Below are 15613 nucleotides of genomic sequence, written 5' to 3' on the forward strand. Positions count from 1 at the left end.
CCACCCCGAAGGGCTTCATCGTTCGACTTGCATGTGTTAAGCACGCCGCCAGCGTTCGTCCTGAGCCAGGATCAAACTCTCCGTGAATGTTTACCGGATATCCGGTCGCACACTCGCGTTGAGCGGGACAGCCAGGCCGGAATGAGGCCGGCTGTCCACAGCGTCCTCGCTGTGTATGTTGCCTGCCCGCCACCAGGGCCGACAGGACTTTCAAAGGAACCTCGCCATCCGAAGATGGACGGGGTATCAACTAATCTGGCGTTGATTTTTGGCACGCTGTTGAGTTCTCAAGGAACGGACGCTTCCTTCGTACTCACCCTTCCGGGCTTTCCTCCGGGCTTTTCCCTTCGGTCTTGCGTTTCCGACTCTATCAGATCTTTCCGATCCGATTTCCCCGGTGCTTTCCGGTCCCATTCGCTTTCGCTCCGGGCCCTTCCGGCGGTTCCGACTCTATCAGATCCTTTCGGCGTCTGATTCCCGGTCAGCGGGAGTTGTCTTTCCGGCTGTTGGGCCGTTCCGACGTCTCAAACTCTAGCGGATTTCCCCGGCGACTCATAATCGAGTCTTTCGAAATGAATTTCGGCATGCCGAAATTCTTCCCGAGAGGGAGATCGTGCTGAGTAGAGGTGCCGCATCAGCGGCGGGAGTGGCTGTCGCAGAACCGTTCCGGCTCCGTGACAACTCGGAGAACACTACGCATCCGGGAGGGGCGTGTCAACCCCCCTCCTCCGCGCCGTCCCGTCGACCTCAGTCGAGGTCCGTCAGGCGGCCGCCGGCGTCGGGCTGGGTGTGTTCCACGCGGCGGAGGAGGCGGATGAGGACGTCGCCGAGGACGCCCTTCTCCTCCGTGCTGAGGTCCTGGAGGAGGTCCTCCTCGAAGGCCGTGGCCATGCGCATGGCCTCCAGCCACTTCGTACGGCCCTCGTCCGTGAGCTCCACGATCACGCGGACCCGGTTGTTCTCGTCGCGGTCGCGGGTGACCAGGCCCTCTCCCGCCATGCGGTCGATGCGGTGGGTCATCGCGGCCGGGGTGAGGCCGAGGCGCTTGGCCAGCTCGCCGGGGCCGAGCCGGTAGGGCTCTCCGGAGAGGACCAAGGTCTTGAGGACCTCCCACTCGGCGTTGCTGATGCCGAGGTCGGCGAGCTGGCGTCCGTACGCCACGTTCATCCGCCGGTTCAGCCGGCCGAGGGCGGAGACGACCTTCTCGACCTGGGGGTCGAGGTCGCGGAACTCGCGCTGGTAGGCGGCGATCTGCTCGTCGAGGCTCGGCTCCTGGAGGGCCTGCGGACCGGACCGCTCGGGGTTTTCGGGCATGGGGCGAGTATCCCACGGGCCCCGTTGGCGTTGAAGTCCTTCCATGTGTACAGTTGAGACGTTAACTTTAGCTTTTAAGTCTTCAGGGTTCAGGGCTACAGGCCTGAACCCGCGACCGAAGTGGGTGAGTGTGACCAAGGCGAGGGGCGCGGAGATGCGCCGGATTCAGGCAGGCAGCGCGCTGAGCGCGTTCGGACTCGGCTTCACCGTGCCGTACCTCTATGTGTACGTGGCACAGGTGCGGGATCTGGGCGCGGCGACGGCGGGCATCGTCCTGGCCGTCTTCGCCATGGCCGCGCTCGTGGTGCTGCCCTTCAGCGGGCGGGCCATCGACCGGCGCGGGCCCGTGCCCGTGCTGCTCGTGGCCTCGGTCGTCGCCGCCGTGGGCGCGGTGGGGATGGGCTTCGCCTCCAGCGTGCCGGCGGCCGTGGGGGCGGCGGCGCTGCTCGGCGCCGGTACGGCCGTCCTCCAGCCGGCCCTCGCCACGATGATCGTCTGGTGCTCGACGCCCGTCGGGCGCACCCGGGCGTTCGCCATGCAGTTCTTCCTGCAGAACCTGGGTCTCGGCGTCGGCGGCCTGATCGGCGGCCAGCTCGTCGACACCAGCCGGCCGGGCAGCTTCATCCTGCTGTTCTCGATCGAGGCCGCGATGTTCCTGGTGCTCGCCGGGATCGTCGGGACCGTCCGGATGCCGGGCTCCCCCGCGCTCCAGGACGCCCGCCCGTCCGACGCCGGCAAGGGCGGCGGTGTCCGCGCGCTGCTCGGGCACAAGGCGATGGTGCAGCTCTGCGTCCTCGGCTTCGTCCTCTTCTTCGCCTGCTACGGACAGTTCGAGTCGGGCCTCGCCGCGTACGGCACCGAGGCCGCCGGCATCCAGCCGTCGGCGCTGGGGCTCGCGCTCGCCGCCAACACGGCGGTGATCGTGCTGGCCCAGTTCCTGGTGCTCAAGTTCGTCGAGCGCCGCAGGCGGACCCGGGTCATCGCGGCCGTGGGCCTGATCTGGACCCTGGCGTGGATCATCGCCGGGTACGCGGGCCTCGGGCACGGCAGCCAGACCATGGCCACGGCGGCCTTCGTCTCCACGTACGCCCTCTTCGGGCTCGGCGAGGCGATGCTGTCGCCGACCGTGGCCCCGCTGGTGGCCGATCTGGCGCCGGAGTCGATGGTCGGGCAGTACAACTCGGCCTTCGCCCTGGTGAAGCAGCTCGCGCTGGCCGTCGGTCCGGCCGTGGGCGGGCCCATGGGGGCCGCGCTGCACGGTCCGTACATCGTGACCTTCGTGCTCTTCTCGCTCGGGATCACCTTCCTCGCCGTCCGGCTCGGCAAGCAGCTCACCCCCGAGCAGAACCAGCCCTCGCTGGCCCTCAGGCCGTCGAAGGTCGTCGTCCGGCACGAGCCGGGCGAGAGGAACGTACCGGTGAGGGCGTCCTAGTCCTTCAGGGCGAACTCGCACCAGACCGCTTTGCCGCCGCCCGGTGTGCGGCGGCTCCCCCAGGACGAGGCGATCGTCGCGATGATCGAGATCCCGCGACCCGCCTCGTCCTCCGTCTCCGCCCTGCGGCGGCGCGGCAGGTGGTCGTCCCCGTCCGTGACCTCGATGATCAGGCGCCGGTCGGTGCGGCGGAGCCGCAGGCGCATGGGCGGGGTGCCGTGCTGGAGGGAGTTCCCCACCAGCTCGCTGGTGGCCAGGACCCCCAGGTCGCGCAGTTCGACCGGGAAGCGCCAGCTGGAGAGGACCCCGGAGGCGAAGGCACGCGCGCGGGGAGCGGCCTCGACCCCGCCGAGGAGCTCCAGGGCCGCGTTGTGGAACAGCTCCGCGTCCGAGCCCGCCCGGGAGGGGTGCTGGACGACCAGGACGGCGACGTCGTCGTCGTGATCGGCGGTCACCCCGAGGGAGCGCAGGAGCCGGTCGCAGACCACCTGCGGGGTGCCGCTCGCGCCGGAGAGGGCGCGGGCCAGCGCGGCGACGCCCTCGTCGATGTCCTCGCGGCGCCGCTCCACCAGGCCGTCGGTGTAGAGGACGGCGGTGGAGCCGGGCGGCAGGGCGATGGAGCCCGAGGCGTGCAGCCAGCCGCCGGTGCCGAGCGGCGGGCCCGTGGGGTCGTCGGCCTGGCGGACGGTGCCGTCCTCGTCCCGTACGAGGATCGGGAGGTGGCCCGCGGAGGCGTACACCAGCTTGCCCTCGTTGGGGTCGTGGACCGCGTACACGCAGGTGGCGATCTGGCTGGCGTCGATCTCGGCGGCGAGGCCGTCGAGGAGCTGGAGGACCTCGTGCGGGGGCAGGTCCAGGCGCGCGTACGCCCGGACGGCGGTGCGGAGCTGGCCCATGACGGCGGCGGCGCGGACGCCCCGGCCCATCACGTCGCCGATGACGAGCGCGGTGCGGCCGGCGCCGAGGGTGATCACGTCGTACCAGTCGCCGCCGACGGCCGCATCGGTGCCGCCGGGCTGGTAGGTGGCGGCGATCCGCAGGTCGTCGGGCTGCTCCAGGTCCTGCGGGAGCAGGGACCGCTGGAGGGTGACGGCGGTCTCGCGGTGCTTGCGCTCGCTGGCGCGCAGCCGCTCGGCGGCCTCGGCGTGGTCGGTGACGTCCGCGGCGTGGACGAGGACGGCGCCGCCGTCGAGGCGGGGGCTGTCGACGGGCAGGCAGGTGACCGTGTACGAGCCGCCGTCCCGGGTTCGGCGGGACTTGACCGTACGGGGCTTGCCGCTGCGCAGGACCTGGTCCATGAGGGGCCGCAGGCCCAGGTCCTCGGCCTCCGGGCAGGTCTCGGCGACGGTGGCGCCGGGGACGCGGGGACCGAAGGCGGCGGCGTACGCGTCGTTGACGTACGCGATGCGGTGCTCCGGGCCGTACACGAGCGCGACCAGGCCGGGGAGGCGGCCGAGGAGCTCCCGTACGGAGAAGTCCTCCAGGGAGGGGACGTCCTCGTCGACGTCGGCCGGACGCTCCAGCGGCTGCCCGTGCTCACCGCGGGCGGCGGGCACGGAGCCTTCGGTCCCCCGCGCCGTGCGGCGCTGTGTGCCGGGGAGCCGGGCGCTCCAACGGGTGAAGTTCACGGATCTGTATGCCTCGTGGTGTCGGTGCCGTGCAGAGTCACGCTGTGCAGGTGTGAGCCCACCTATGGTCACACGTCCAGTGTGGACAAGTGCACTGACAGTGATGTCAGGACGACGGCTTGTCGTCGTCGGCGGGCGGCGGGGCGGCGGCGAGTTCGAACTCGGCGCGGGGGTGTTCCAGCGATCCGAGGGAGACGATCTCCCGTTTGAACAGGCCGGACAAGGTCCATTCGGCCAGGACCCGGGCCTTCCGGTTGAAGGTGGGGACCCGGCTCAGATGGTAGGCCCGGTGCATGAACCACGCCGGGTATCCCTTGAGTCTGCGTCCGTAGACGTGGGCGACGCCCTTGTGGAGGCCGAGGGAGGCGACCGAGCCCGCGTACGCGTGCGCGTACTCCTTGAGCGGCTGTCCGCGCAGGGAGGCGGCGATGTTCTCGGCGAGGACCCGGGCCTGGCGGACGGCGTGCTGGGCGTTGGGGGCGCACTCCCTGCCCGGCTCCCCCGGGGACACGTCGGGGACGGCGGCGGCGTCGCCGGCGGCCCAGGCGTGCTCGGCCCCCTCGACGGAGAGCCGGGCGGTGCAGCGGATCCGGCCGCGCTCGTTCAGCGGCAGGTCGGTGGCGGCGAGGAGGGGGGCGGGTCGGACGCCGGCGGTCCAGACGACGGTGCGGGTGGGCAGCCGGGTGCCGTCGCTGAGCACGGCGACCCGGTCCTCGCAGGAGTCGAGCCGGGTCTCCAGGCGCACGTCGACGTTCCGGCCGCGCAGCTCGCGGACGGCGTACCGGCCCATCTTCTCGCCGACCTCGGGGAGGATCCGGTCGGAGGCCTCGACGAGGACCCAGCGCAGGTCCTCGGGCTTGATGTTGTGGTAGTACCGCGCGGTGTAGCGGGCCATGTCCTCCAGCTCGGCGAGGGCCTCCACGCCCGCGTAGCCGCCGCCGACGAAGACGAAGGTGAGGGCGGCGTCGCGGATCGCGGGGTCGCGGGTGGAGGAGGCGATGTCCATCTGCTCGATGACGTGGTTGCGCAGGCCGATGGCCTCCTCGACGGTCTTGAAGCCGATGCCGTGCTCGGCCAGGCCGGGGACCGGGAGGGTGCGGGAGACGGAGCCGGGCGCGATGACCAGCTCGTCGTAGACGAGCTCGACCGGGCCCGTGCCCTCCTCGTCCGTGGCGAGGGTGGAGAGGGTCGCGGTCCGCTCGGCGTGGTCGACGGACAGGACCTCGCCGATGAGGATCCGGCAGCGGTCGAGGAGGCGGCGCAGCGGTACGACGACGTGGCGCGGGGAGATGGAGCCGGCCGCGGCCTCGGGCAGGAACGGCTGGTACGTCATGTACGGCTCGGGGGTGACCACGACGATCTCGGCGGCTCCGGATCGGAGTTCCGCCCTGAGCTGCCGCTGGAGGCGCAGCGCGGTGTACATGCCGACGTATCCACCGCCGACCACGAGAATGCGCGCAGGTTCGGTCACCGTCCCATGACGCACCCCCCGGCCGTTGTTTGTCCACAGGCTCGACGAATTGTGTGACCGGAGGGGTACGGAGGCGCGGGGTGGCGCGCGCGGCGAGGGCGTCGGGATCCGCCCAGGTCACGTCGGTCCGGGCGGGTTCGGCCGGGGGTGGGAAACGGGAGCGATCCGGGCCTTGATCCGATCGGGGGGCGCACCGTGCGGAACACCCCCTTCTGAATTGACCCCGACTCAACTATGTTCGTACTTCGTCGGGGTGTCGGATGGGAGCGCGTGGACCGAAGCGCTCGTCGGCCGGAAGCCCCGTATCAGGGCGGGGAGTCTCCGGGGGGAGACATCATGAGCGGGGGAACGCTTATGCAGATGCAGGATTCACGCTGGCAGCCGGGCGCCGGGGCGGTGGCCGTCGACGACGCGCGCGCCGGGTCCGTCGCCGACGGGCGCAACGGCGCACCGGTGGTGGGCGGCAGGGCCGCGCCGCTGCGGGTGGACGCCCAGCGCAATCTGGAGCACGTGCTGCGGGCCGCGCGCGAGGTGTTCGGCGAGCTCGGCTACGGGGCTCCGATGGAGGACGTGGCGCGTCGCGCGCGCGTGGGGGTCGGCACCGTCTACCGGCGCTTCCCCAGCAAGGACGTGCTGGTGCGCCGGATAGCCGAGGAGGAGACCGCGCGGCTGACCGAGCAGGCGCGGGCCGCGCTCGGCCAGGAGGAGGAGCCGTGGTCGGCGCTCTCCCGGTTCCTGCGGACCTCGGTGGCCTCGGGCGCGGGGCGGCTCCTGCCGCCGCAGGTGCTGCGGGTGCGCGTGGACGACTCCGTGCTGCCGGGCGTCGCCGGTGACGCGGACGACGCGGCCCGGGTGCCGTACCAGCGGGGCGACGGGCAGGTGGACGCGCGGGTGGTCGCGCCGCGCGGCGTGCCGGCCGAGGAGCGGGACGACGCGGGGGCCGCGGAGCTCCTGGAGGTCGTCGGGCGCCTGGTCGACCGGGCGCGGGAGGCGGGTGAGCTGCGGAAGGACGTGACCGTGGCGGACGTCCTCCTCGTCATCGCCACCGCCGCGCCGGCCCTGCCGGACGCGGTGCAGCAGGCGGCGGCCTCGGCGCGGCTCCTGGACATCCTCCTGGAGGGTCTGCGCTCCCGGTAGGGACTCGGTTCCCTCGCCTTCGCGAGGGGGATCCCCCTTTCGCCGACGGCGCGATCCGCGGCGCGATCCGTGGTCCGGGCGGACCCACGAGCATGACACGAACGTGTGAGCGGTTACGCCCGGATACGGGAAGTCGCCCCGGACGAGTGGTATGTGGACGAGGCGCTTCGACGCGTCCGCGCCCTGTGGCAGGCTTGGCCGGTGTTCGGTTCTGAGCATGCGTACGGGGGCTTCCGCGATGAGCGGTGAGGGTCGGGACGAGCCGCTGGGGAACAGCGGCACCGCAGAGGCCGGGGGTCTGCCCGCCCGGCAGGTGCCGAGCCAGGGCGGACCGGCGGGTCGCCCCGGTGCGGCCGGTGCGACCGGTACGTCTCCGGCCGGGCCACCGGGTTCCGCTGCTCCTCCGGGTCCCCCCGGGTGCGTCGAGCCGCTCGGCGCGAGCGTCCCGCAGCAGCGCGAGGGGAAACCCGCCGGGGCGGGCGCCGGGGACGGGACCGGGGCCGTCGCGGAGGCGGCCGACGGAGCCGGGTCAGGCGAGACCGGGCCAGGTGCATCCGATTCCGGTGGAAGCGAGTTCGACGGGGCCGGGTTCGGCGGGGCCGGTTTCGCGGAGGCGGCGGCCGGGCGCGATGCCGAGGGCGACGGTGACGGTGACGGCGAGGCCGGCGGGATCCTTCCGCCGCCGCTCGACCTGCCGCCCTCCGACGCCGACCTCGTCCAGCTCATGCGGGACGGCGACGACTCGGCGTACGAGGAGCTGTTCCGCCGCCACTCCGAGGCCGTGCGCCGGTACGCCAGGACCTGCTGTCGCGACGCGCACACCGCCGACGACCTCACCGCCGAGGTGTTCGCCCGCACCCTCCAGGCCGTACGGGGCGGGGCCGGGCCCGAGCAGGCGGTGCGCGCCTACCTCATGACCACCGTCCGGCGGGTCGCGGCGAACTGGGCCAGGACCCAGAAGCGCGAGCAACTCGTCGAGGACTTCGCGGTGTTCGCGGCGGAGGCCGCCCGCTCCTCCGAGGTCTCCGACCAGGACACGCTGGACCTCGGCGCGGACGTCCTGGCCATGCACGAGGCCGAGCAGTCGCTCGCCATGCAGGCCTTCCGCTCGCTGCCCGAACGGTGGCAGGCCGTGCTGTGGCACACCACCGTCGAGGAGGAGTCGCCGAGCGAGGTCGCCCCGCTCTTCGGGCTGACCGCCAACGCCACGGCCGTGCTCGCCAGCCGGGCCCGTGAAGGGCTCAAGCAGGCCTATCTCCAGGCCCACGTCAGCCAGTCCCTGACGGCGGGCGGCGACTGCGCCCGGTACGCGGACCGGCTCGGCGCCTACGCGCGCGGCGGGCTGCGGATGCGGGCCGAGCGCGGGCTGCGCAAGCACCTGGAGGAGTGCGCCAAGTGCCGGCTCGCCGCCGGTGAGCTGGCGCACGTGAACGCCGGGATCCCCGCGCTGCTGCCGGTCGCCGTCATCGGCTGGTTCGCCGCCGGGTACTCGCTCAAGGCGGCCGGTGCCGTCGCGGGCGGCACCGCCGCCGCTGCCGGGGCCGGTGCGGCGGCGGCCGCCTCCGGGTCCTCGGGGGGCGCCGCCTCGGGCGGTGCCGCCGCCGAGGGGCTCGGCACCCCCGCCAAGGCCGGGATCGCGGCGGCCATGGCGGTCGCCGCCGCCGCCGGACTCGTCTGGGCCATGGCCGGGGACCCGGAGCCCGTGGCCGCGCCCAAGTCCTCGCAGCCGGTCGTCACCCCGGTGGTGCCGCAGGAGCCCGCACCGCCGGCGGAGCCGGTGGCGGAGCCCGTACCCCCGGCTCCGCCCGCCGAGGCCGGGGCCCCGGCGCCCGCGCCGACGTCCGCGCCCGCGTCCGCTCCGGAGAAGCCCGCTCCGAAGCCGGAGCCCACGTCGGCACCTCCCACGTCGTCCTCCCCGGCACCGACCCCGAAGCCCGCTCCCCCGGCCGATCCGCCCGCGAGCCCGAAGCCGACGTCGAAGCCCGCTCCGAAACCGGCGCCCAGGCCGACCCCGAAGCCGACGACCGGCCCCGAGCGACCCGCGCCCCCGCCCGCGCCGCCGGTCGTCTACCCCGTCGACGAGCTGGACTACGGGCTCTTCGGTGACGGCACCAAGCCCGAGGTGTCCATGGCGGAGAGCGGCTTCATGTGGCAGCGCGGCGGCCTCTCCGTCGGCGGCACCCGGTACGCGCGGGGGGTGAGCGTCCACGCGCCGTCCTCGCTGGTCATCGACCTCAACCGGCGGTGCACGCGTTACGACGCGATGGTCGGCGTCGACGACCTGAGCGCCCTGTTCGGCCTCGGCGGCGTCCGCTTCTCCGTCTACGGGGACGGGCAGCGGCTCTGGCGGTCCGGCGTGATCGAGGCGGGCGACCCGCCGGTCCCGGTGCACGTCGACATCACCGGCCGTTCCAGGATCCGGCTCGTGGTCGAGGAGACCGGCCCGCTGGGACGGACCGCGATCGCCGACTGGGCGCAGTCCCGGATCAGCTGCTCCTGACACCCTCCGAGAAGTCCTTCGGGAAGTCCTTGGGGAAGTTCTTAGGGAAGTCCTTCAGGGAGTCCTTCACGAGGCACAGGACCCCGTCGACGTCCAGGCCCTCGCCCGCCTGCCGGGCGGCGGCCAGGCCCGGCGCTCCGAGGGCGGCGAGCGAGCGGGCCGTCACCGAACCGGCCTCCTCCAGCTCCGGGACCGAGCGGGGCAGTTCGCGGCGCCAGCCGTCGACGGCGGCCAGGACCGTGACGGCGGGGGCGGGTTCGTCCGCCCGGGACAGGGCGACCGCGAGCCCCTGGCCGAGCGTCGCGGCGATGAGGTCCGCGCACTGGGCGTCCCGCGCGGCGTGCAGCGCGGCGACGGCGGAGGCGACGGCCGCGGCGCCCCCGCCCTCGTACGCCTCGACGCGGGCGGCGAGTCCGAGGACGGCGGCCGTGAAGTGCGGCGGTGGGTTCCCGTCCTCGACCAGCCGGCCCGCCTCCTCCGCGTGGGCGCGGGCCGCCCCGATGTCGCCCCGGTGGAGGGCGATGGCGGCGCGCAGGAAGACGACGAAGGGCCGGGCGTCCTTGACGTGGTGGCGCTCGGCCTCCGCCGCGGCCTCGTCGAGCCCCTCCTCGGCGGTCTCCATGTCGCCGGAGCGGTAGGAGATCTCGGCGAGGCGGGCGATGAGGAAGGGGAACTCGGCGTGGGCGCCCACCTCGCGGGCGAGGCGGAGCGCCTCCTCGTAGTCCGCGCGGGCCTCCTCGTACCGGCCGCGCATCATGTTGGCCTCGGCCGCCGCGCTGGCGATCTGCGCCCCCATCCAGCGGTCGCCGACCCGGCGGGCGATGAGGCGGAGCTCGGCCAGGTCCTCGTCCACGTCGGAGAGGCTGCCGGGCATGTCGACGACCATGTGCGTGCGGAACATGAGGGTGACGCCGACCTCCCAGTCGCCGCCGTGGCGGCGGCAGTTGGCGAGGGCGGTGTCGAGCAGGGCCCGCAGCTCGACCGGTTCCTCGGTGAAGGCGGCGGTGAACGGCCAGAGGAGGCCGGGGAAGCGGGCGGCCTCGGGTCCCGGCTCGTCCCCGAACGCGGACCGCACCCGCTGGACCAGGCCGAAGGCCTCGGGGTCGTCGCGGAGCTCCGAGACGGTGTGGTTCTCGATCGCGAGGAAGAAGTACAGCATCCGCAGGCGCATCCGCGGCCAGTACCGCGGGTCGGCCGGGTCGTCGGGGTCCTCGCCGAGGGCGAGGGCGCGCTCGGTCCAGGCCAGGCCCTCGGTGCGGTGGTTGCGCAGCCACCAGAACCAGCCCATGGCGAAGACGAGCCGGAGGGCGGCGGGCTCGTCGGGGGCGGTGACGAGGGTGCGGTGGAGGGCGGCGCGGACGTTGTCGAGGTCGCGTTCGAGCCGGTCGATCCAGGGGAGCTGCCCGCCGGAGCGCAGCTGGGGCTCGGCGGCCTCGGCGAGGGCGGTGAAGCGGGCGGTGTGGGCGGCTTCGGCGGCGGCGAGCAGGCCGGGGGTCTCGGCGGCGCGCTCGACCGCGTACTCGTGGATGGTCTCCAGGAGGCGGTAGCGCATCTCGCCGTCCTCGGCGGGGGCGGCGACGACGAGGGACTTGTCGACCAGGGCGCCCAGGGTGTCGGCGGCGCGCGGGGAGAGGGCCTCGGCGGCGGCGAGGTCCCAGCCGCCGGCGAAGACCGAGACCTGGCGGAGCAGGGTCCGCTCGTCCGGTTCGAGGAGGTCCCAGGACCAGTCGACGACCGCGCGCAGGGTCTGCTGGCGGGGCAGGACGGTGCGGGAGCCGGAGGTCAGGAGGCGGAAGCGGTCGTCGAGGCGGTCCGCGATCTGGCGGGGGGTGAGGAGGCGGAGGCGGGCGGCGGCGAGTTCGATGGCGAGCGGGAGGCCGTCGAGGCGGCGGCAGATCTCGTCGACGGCCGCGCCGCCGTCTCCGGTGAGGTCGAAGGAGGGGCGTACGGCGCGGGCGCGCTCGACGAAGAGGCGGTGGGCGGGGTCGGGCGGGAGGGGTTCGACGGGGCGGACCGCCTCGCCGGGGACGCCGAGGGGTTCGCGGCTGGTGGCGAGGACGCGGAGCCGGGGGCAGTGGGTGAGGAGGGTCTCGGCGAGGGCGGCGGCCGCGTCGATCACGTGCTCGCAGTTGTCGAGGACGAGGAGGAGCGGGCGGTCGGCGAGCTGTTCCACGAGGTGGGCGGTGGGGTCGTTCTGGAGGGGCGCGCCGTCGCGGGCGATCAGGGTGGTCTCGCGGAGGCGGAGCGCGGAGAGGACGGCGCCGGGGACGGCCTCGGGGTCGTCGAGCGGGGCGAGTTCGGCGATCCAGGCGGCGGGTCCCCCGGCCCGCAGCGCGGCCTCCTCGGCGAGCCGCGTCTTGCCGCTTCCGCCGGGTCCGGTGAGCGTGACGAGCCGGGAGCCGGCCAGGTCGGCGCGGAGCGCGTCGAGTTCGGGCTCGCGGCCGACGAAGGAGGTGAGGCGGGGGCGGATGTTGCCGGCGGGACTCTCGGAGGGAACGGGGGCGGGTGTGGGGCGGGGTGGGGCCTGGCCCGTGAGGAGTTCGCGGTGGAGGGCGGTGAGTTCGGGGCCGGGGTCGGTGCCGAGGGCGTCCGCGAGGGTGCGGCGGGCGGTCTCGTGGGCGGCGAGGGCGTCGGCGTGGCGGCCCTCGGCCCGCAGGGCGCGGACGAGGTGGGCGTGGAAGGTCTCGTCGTACGGGTACGTGGTGGTGAGTTCGGTCAGTTCCGGTACGAGTCCGTCGGTGGCGCCCCGGCGCAGGTCCGCCTCGACGCGGCGGCGCAGGGCGGCGAGCCGCTGGGCCTCGGGCCGGACGCCCGCCGGGTCGGGCAGGTCGGCGAGGGCGGGTCCGCGGAAGAGGCCGAGGGCTTCCCTGAGGAGGGCGGCGGCGGTGTCGGGGTCGCCGGCGTCGAGGCGGGCGCCCGCCTCCGCGGCCCGGCGCTCGAAGACGTACAGGTCGATGTCGTCGGGTCCGGCGACGAGCCGGTAGCCGGGGCCGGGGGTGGAGGCGACGGCCTCCCTGCCGAGGATCCGGCGGAGGCGGCCGACCAGGGCCTGGAGGGCGGCGGGCGCGTCCTGCGGCGGGTCGTCCCCGTACACGTCGTCGGCGAGCTCGCCGACGGGGGCGGGCCGTCCGCCGCGCAGTGCGAGCGCGGCGAGGAGCGCGCGCAGCCGGGCACCGCCGAGGGGCAGGGGGGTGCCGTCGGGACGAAGGGCCTCGGTGGTGCCGAGGATGAGATACCGCACCGGTTCATTGTGGCGGCCGGGCCGGGGGTGCGCCTCGGGGTTTACCCGGGCTCGGCCCGGAGAGGGGCGGGCGTCAGAACGCGGCCGTGTCCAGGGTGAGGCCCAGGGGCGCCGGGATCGGGACGGGCGTCCCCGGTCTGTGGACCGACTTGTGGTCGTAGTCGTCCCCCGCCGGCCCGGAGCACACGACGGCTTCGCCGGCCTCGCGGTCGATCAGGAGGTGTAACTGCGCAGTCCGAGGAGCCGCTCCACCGTCGTCATGGGGGCGTTCTCGCGCCTCGCGGGGCCTCACGCCGGGAGCGACCTCGACGCCGGGATCAGGGGGCCCTGGACCGCGCGGTGGGCCCGCGGTTCCGTGGTGCTGGTCCAGCAGGAGCCCCGGCGGGCGAGGAGGCGGCGGAGCCAGAGTTCGGTGGAGACGAGGTCGGCGAGGCCGTCGAGGGGGACGGGTTCGCCGTCGGCGGCGGCGCGCAGGGCCTCGCGGACGACGCGGGCCTCGATCAGGCCCGCGTCCGCGAGGAGCGGCGCGTCGAAGAGGGCCAGGAGCCGGGGGAGCGCGGCGCGCAGGCCCGCGCGGGCGGCGGCGGCCGGGACGGCCGGGTGGGGGGCGCCCCAGCCGGGCGGCAGGTCGTGGATGCCGGTGCCGGTCAGGACCGTGCGCAGGACGCCGGCGCGGGCGTCCGGCTGGACCCGGAGCGATTCGGGGAGGGCGCGGCAGGCCCGTACGACCTGGTTGTCGAGGAAGGGGGCGTGCAGCCGCTGGCCGCGGATCTCGGCGGCCTGCTCCAGGACCCGGTGGTCGGCGGCGGCCCGAACGAGGGCCGCACGCGCGCGTGCCTCGCCGGGGCGCTGGACGGAGGACGGGAGGGTCGCCGCCCGGTTCAGGCGAACCGATACTTCGGCCAGCGCCTCCCCCGTCAGCCAGCGCGCCGCCGGGCCCGGCCGCGACCAGGCGAGGGCGGAGAGGGAGGCCTCCAGGGGGCCGAAGCCGTCGGGGGCGGTGCGGTTCGCCTCCAGGACCCGGCGGGCCGCCGTCTCCAGGCCCGTGCGGTACGGGGTGCGGGCCAGCTTCCGGGCCGCCCGGTACACGGTCAGCGGCACCAGGAACGCGCCCGCCGAAGGACCCGAGGCCTTGGCGAGCGCGGTGACGGGACGCACCAGGGAGCGGCGTCTGCGGTCCATCAGGAGGTCGGCGAGGCGCGCCGGGTGCGCGTCCAGGACCTGCTTGGCGCCCATGCCGGTGAAGTGGTCGGCGCTGCCGCCCGCGAGCCGCCGCCGGTGCCGTTCGGCCGTGACGAGCGCGGGCCCCGGCTCGTCGGTGAGCGGCCCGTCCAGGGAGGCGTACGGGAGCGCCTCCTCGCCGGCCGCGACGACCACGTGGTGCAGGCGCGGGTCGGCGGCCAGCTCCCGGGCCCGCTTCAGCTCGTCCTCGCGGTCCGCACCCGCGCGCGTGGCCAGGTCGTTGAAGGTGACGGCGAGCAGCCGCTCCCCCGCGCCCGTGCCGTGGCCGGTGATCGTGCCCGGCACTCCCGGGAGTCCGGCCGCCAGGAGGGCGAGCGTGCCGGAGGCGCTGCCGCCGGACAGGTCGGCGCCGATGCCGGGCGCCGGGCCCGCGCCCCGGGCGGCGCGCCGGTCTGCGGGGCCCATGCCGGGGACCGGGCCGGGGTCGGGGAGCGGGGCCTCGGGCGCGTGCCGGGGCGCGGTGAGCCGGGCGCGGACGGCCTCGACCAGGGCGTCCCTGACCCCTTCGACGGCCTGCCGGGGGTCGGACTCGGGGGTCGCGACCGCGAGCGAGGCGACCTGTTCGTACCCGGTGATCTCGCGCGAGCCCTCCCGCAGGATCAGCGCGTGGCCGGGCGGCACCCGGCGGACGCCCTCGTAGGGGGTGGAGTCGCGCAGCGCCTCCGGGGTCTCGGGGCAGGCGAGCAGGGCGGCCAGGTGGCCGATGTCGAGCTGGGCCTCGACGAGGTCGGCGAGCGGCAGGGCGGCGGTGGCGTACGCGGTGCCGCCCTGCCAGGGGGTGTGGAACACCGGGCGGGCTCCCGCGAGGTCACCCGTGACGGTGACGCGGCGACCGGCCTTGACGACGGCGGTGTAGCTTCCCGGCCAGGCCGTGAGGTGGCGCAGGGCGCCCCCGCGCGCGGTGAGCAGTCCCCTGCGCAGTTCGTCGTCGCCCGCGGCGCAGCAGCCGAGGACGGCGATGTGGGTGTGGTCGTCGACGGCCACGACCCGGACCTCGTCGGGGCGCCAGTCGCCGACCGCCCAGAGCGGGTCGGGGCCGCCCCAGAGGAGTTGTGCGCCCACCGGCTGCACCGTGCGCCCCTCGGCCGCCGTCGCCCGGTCCGTGCCGTAGGAGTTCCGATCGGTTCCGTAGGGGTCCCGGTCCGTGCCGTAGGAGTTCCGATCGGTCATTCCGGAGCCGTACGTGCCGTGGGCCGTCGCCGTGCCGGAGCCGTACGCGTCGTACGTGCCGTGGGCCGCCGGGCCCGTGCCGTACGCGCCGTTCGCCGCTCCCGTCCGTGCTCCCCCGGTCGTTGCGAAGCTCGCGGCGACGCTGCTCCAGCCCACCAGCCATCGCATCGGCGCCTCCACGTCCGTTTCGGTGGGAGACATGCTGCCATGACAACGGCGCACGGGGCGGTGTCCGGGCGCACGCGCGCGAAAGCCGAATGCGCCCCTGGCATGGGCCAGTTGGACACCGATGACATTCGGCCGAATTTCGACCGCGCCCGGAGGTTTGGAAGGCGTGCGGGCACCAAGAGGAGCGGCCCGTTCTCCACGGGTCGCCGGCTGGCCGGGAGGCGCTTCCGCCTCCCGGCGCCGTCCGCCGCCCGCGGGGAATGGGGCGGCGGTGTCCCCCAGCCCACTGGTCCGGGACTCCGACCCCGGC

8 protein-coding genes and 1 rRNA gene are annotated in these 15613 nt (G+C 74.6%); 3 read left to right on the forward strand and 6 right to left on the reverse strand.

The annotated features are described in order from the left end of the window. Nucleotides 1–87: ribosomal RNA gene (locus ACWGSR_RS02530) — 16S ribosomal RNA — on the reverse strand; the annotation flags it as partial. Nucleotides 88–747: 660 nt separating this feature from the next. Beyond that, on the reverse strand, nt 748–1314 hold the full coding sequence (locus tag ACWGSR_RS02535; RefSeq protein WP_376231076.1) for a MarR family winged helix-turn-helix transcriptional regulator: 567 nt from the start codon (nt 1312–1314) through the stop codon (nt 748–750). A gap of 154 nt (nt 1315–1468) precedes the next feature. On the opposite strand from ACWGSR_RS02535, the gene ACWGSR_RS02540 reads away from it, so the two are divergent. Next, the gene (locus ACWGSR_RS02540) at nt 1469–2746 is read left to right on the forward strand and encodes an MFS transporter (RefSeq protein WP_376231075.1); all 1278 of its coding nucleotides are present in this window, start codon (nt 1469–1471) and stop codon (nt 2744–2746) included. Here the strand turns inward: ACWGSR_RS02540 and ACWGSR_RS02545 are convergent. Both ACWGSR_RS02545 and ACWGSR_RS02550 read right to left on the reverse strand, forming a co-directional pair. After that, the gene (locus tag ACWGSR_RS02545; protein WP_453563111.1) at nt 2743–4374 is read right to left on the reverse strand and encodes an ATP-binding SpoIIE family protein phosphatase; all 1632 of its coding nucleotides are present in this window, start codon (nt 4372–4374) and stop codon (nt 2743–2745) included. The two genes, ACWGSR_RS02540 and ACWGSR_RS02545, sit on opposite strands and share 4 nt — an antisense overlap. A gap of 106 nt (nt 4375–4480) precedes the next feature. Beyond that, nucleotides 4481–5845, reverse strand: a complete 1365-nt coding sequence (locus ACWGSR_RS02550; RefSeq protein WP_376231073.1) for an NAD(P)/FAD-dependent oxidoreductase — start codon at nt 5843–5845, stop codon at nt 4481–4483. A 354-nt stretch (nt 5846–6199) separates the two neighbouring features. On the opposite strand from ACWGSR_RS02550, the gene ACWGSR_RS02555 reads away from it, so the two are divergent. Together ACWGSR_RS02555 and ACWGSR_RS02560 are read left to right on the forward strand one after the other, a co-directional pair. Next, nucleotides 6200–6982 (forward strand): TetR/AcrR family transcriptional regulator, encoded by a 783-nt coding sequence (locus tag ACWGSR_RS02555; RefSeq protein ID WP_376231085.1) that lies wholly within the window; start codon nt 6200–6202, stop codon nt 6980–6982. A 238-nt stretch (nt 6983–7220) separates the two neighbouring features. Next, on the forward strand, nt 7221–9482 hold the full coding sequence (locus tag ACWGSR_RS02560) for a sigma-70 family RNA polymerase sigma factor (RefSeq protein ID WP_453563113.1): 2262 nt from the start codon (nt 7221–7223) through the stop codon (nt 9480–9482). On the opposite strand, the gene ACWGSR_RS02565 is transcribed toward ACWGSR_RS02560, so the two are convergent. Next, nucleotides 9469–12723 carry an ATP-binding protein gene (locus ACWGSR_RS02565; RefSeq protein ID WP_453563115.1) on the reverse strand — a complete coding sequence of 1085 codons (3255 nt, stop codon included), beginning with the start codon at nt 12721–12723 and terminating at the stop codon, nt 9469–9471. The two genes, ACWGSR_RS02560 and ACWGSR_RS02565, sit on opposite strands and share 14 nt — an antisense overlap. A 288-nt stretch (nt 12724–13011) precedes the next feature. Beyond that, nucleotides 13012–15303, reverse strand: a complete 2292-nt coding sequence (locus ACWGSR_RS02570) for an asparagine synthase-related protein (RefSeq protein ID WP_376231084.1) — start codon at nt 15301–15303, stop codon at nt 13012–13014. Between the last annotated feature and the right edge of the window lie 310 nt (nt 15304–15613).

Source organism: Streptomyces sp. NPDC055632 (assembly GCF_053618675.1).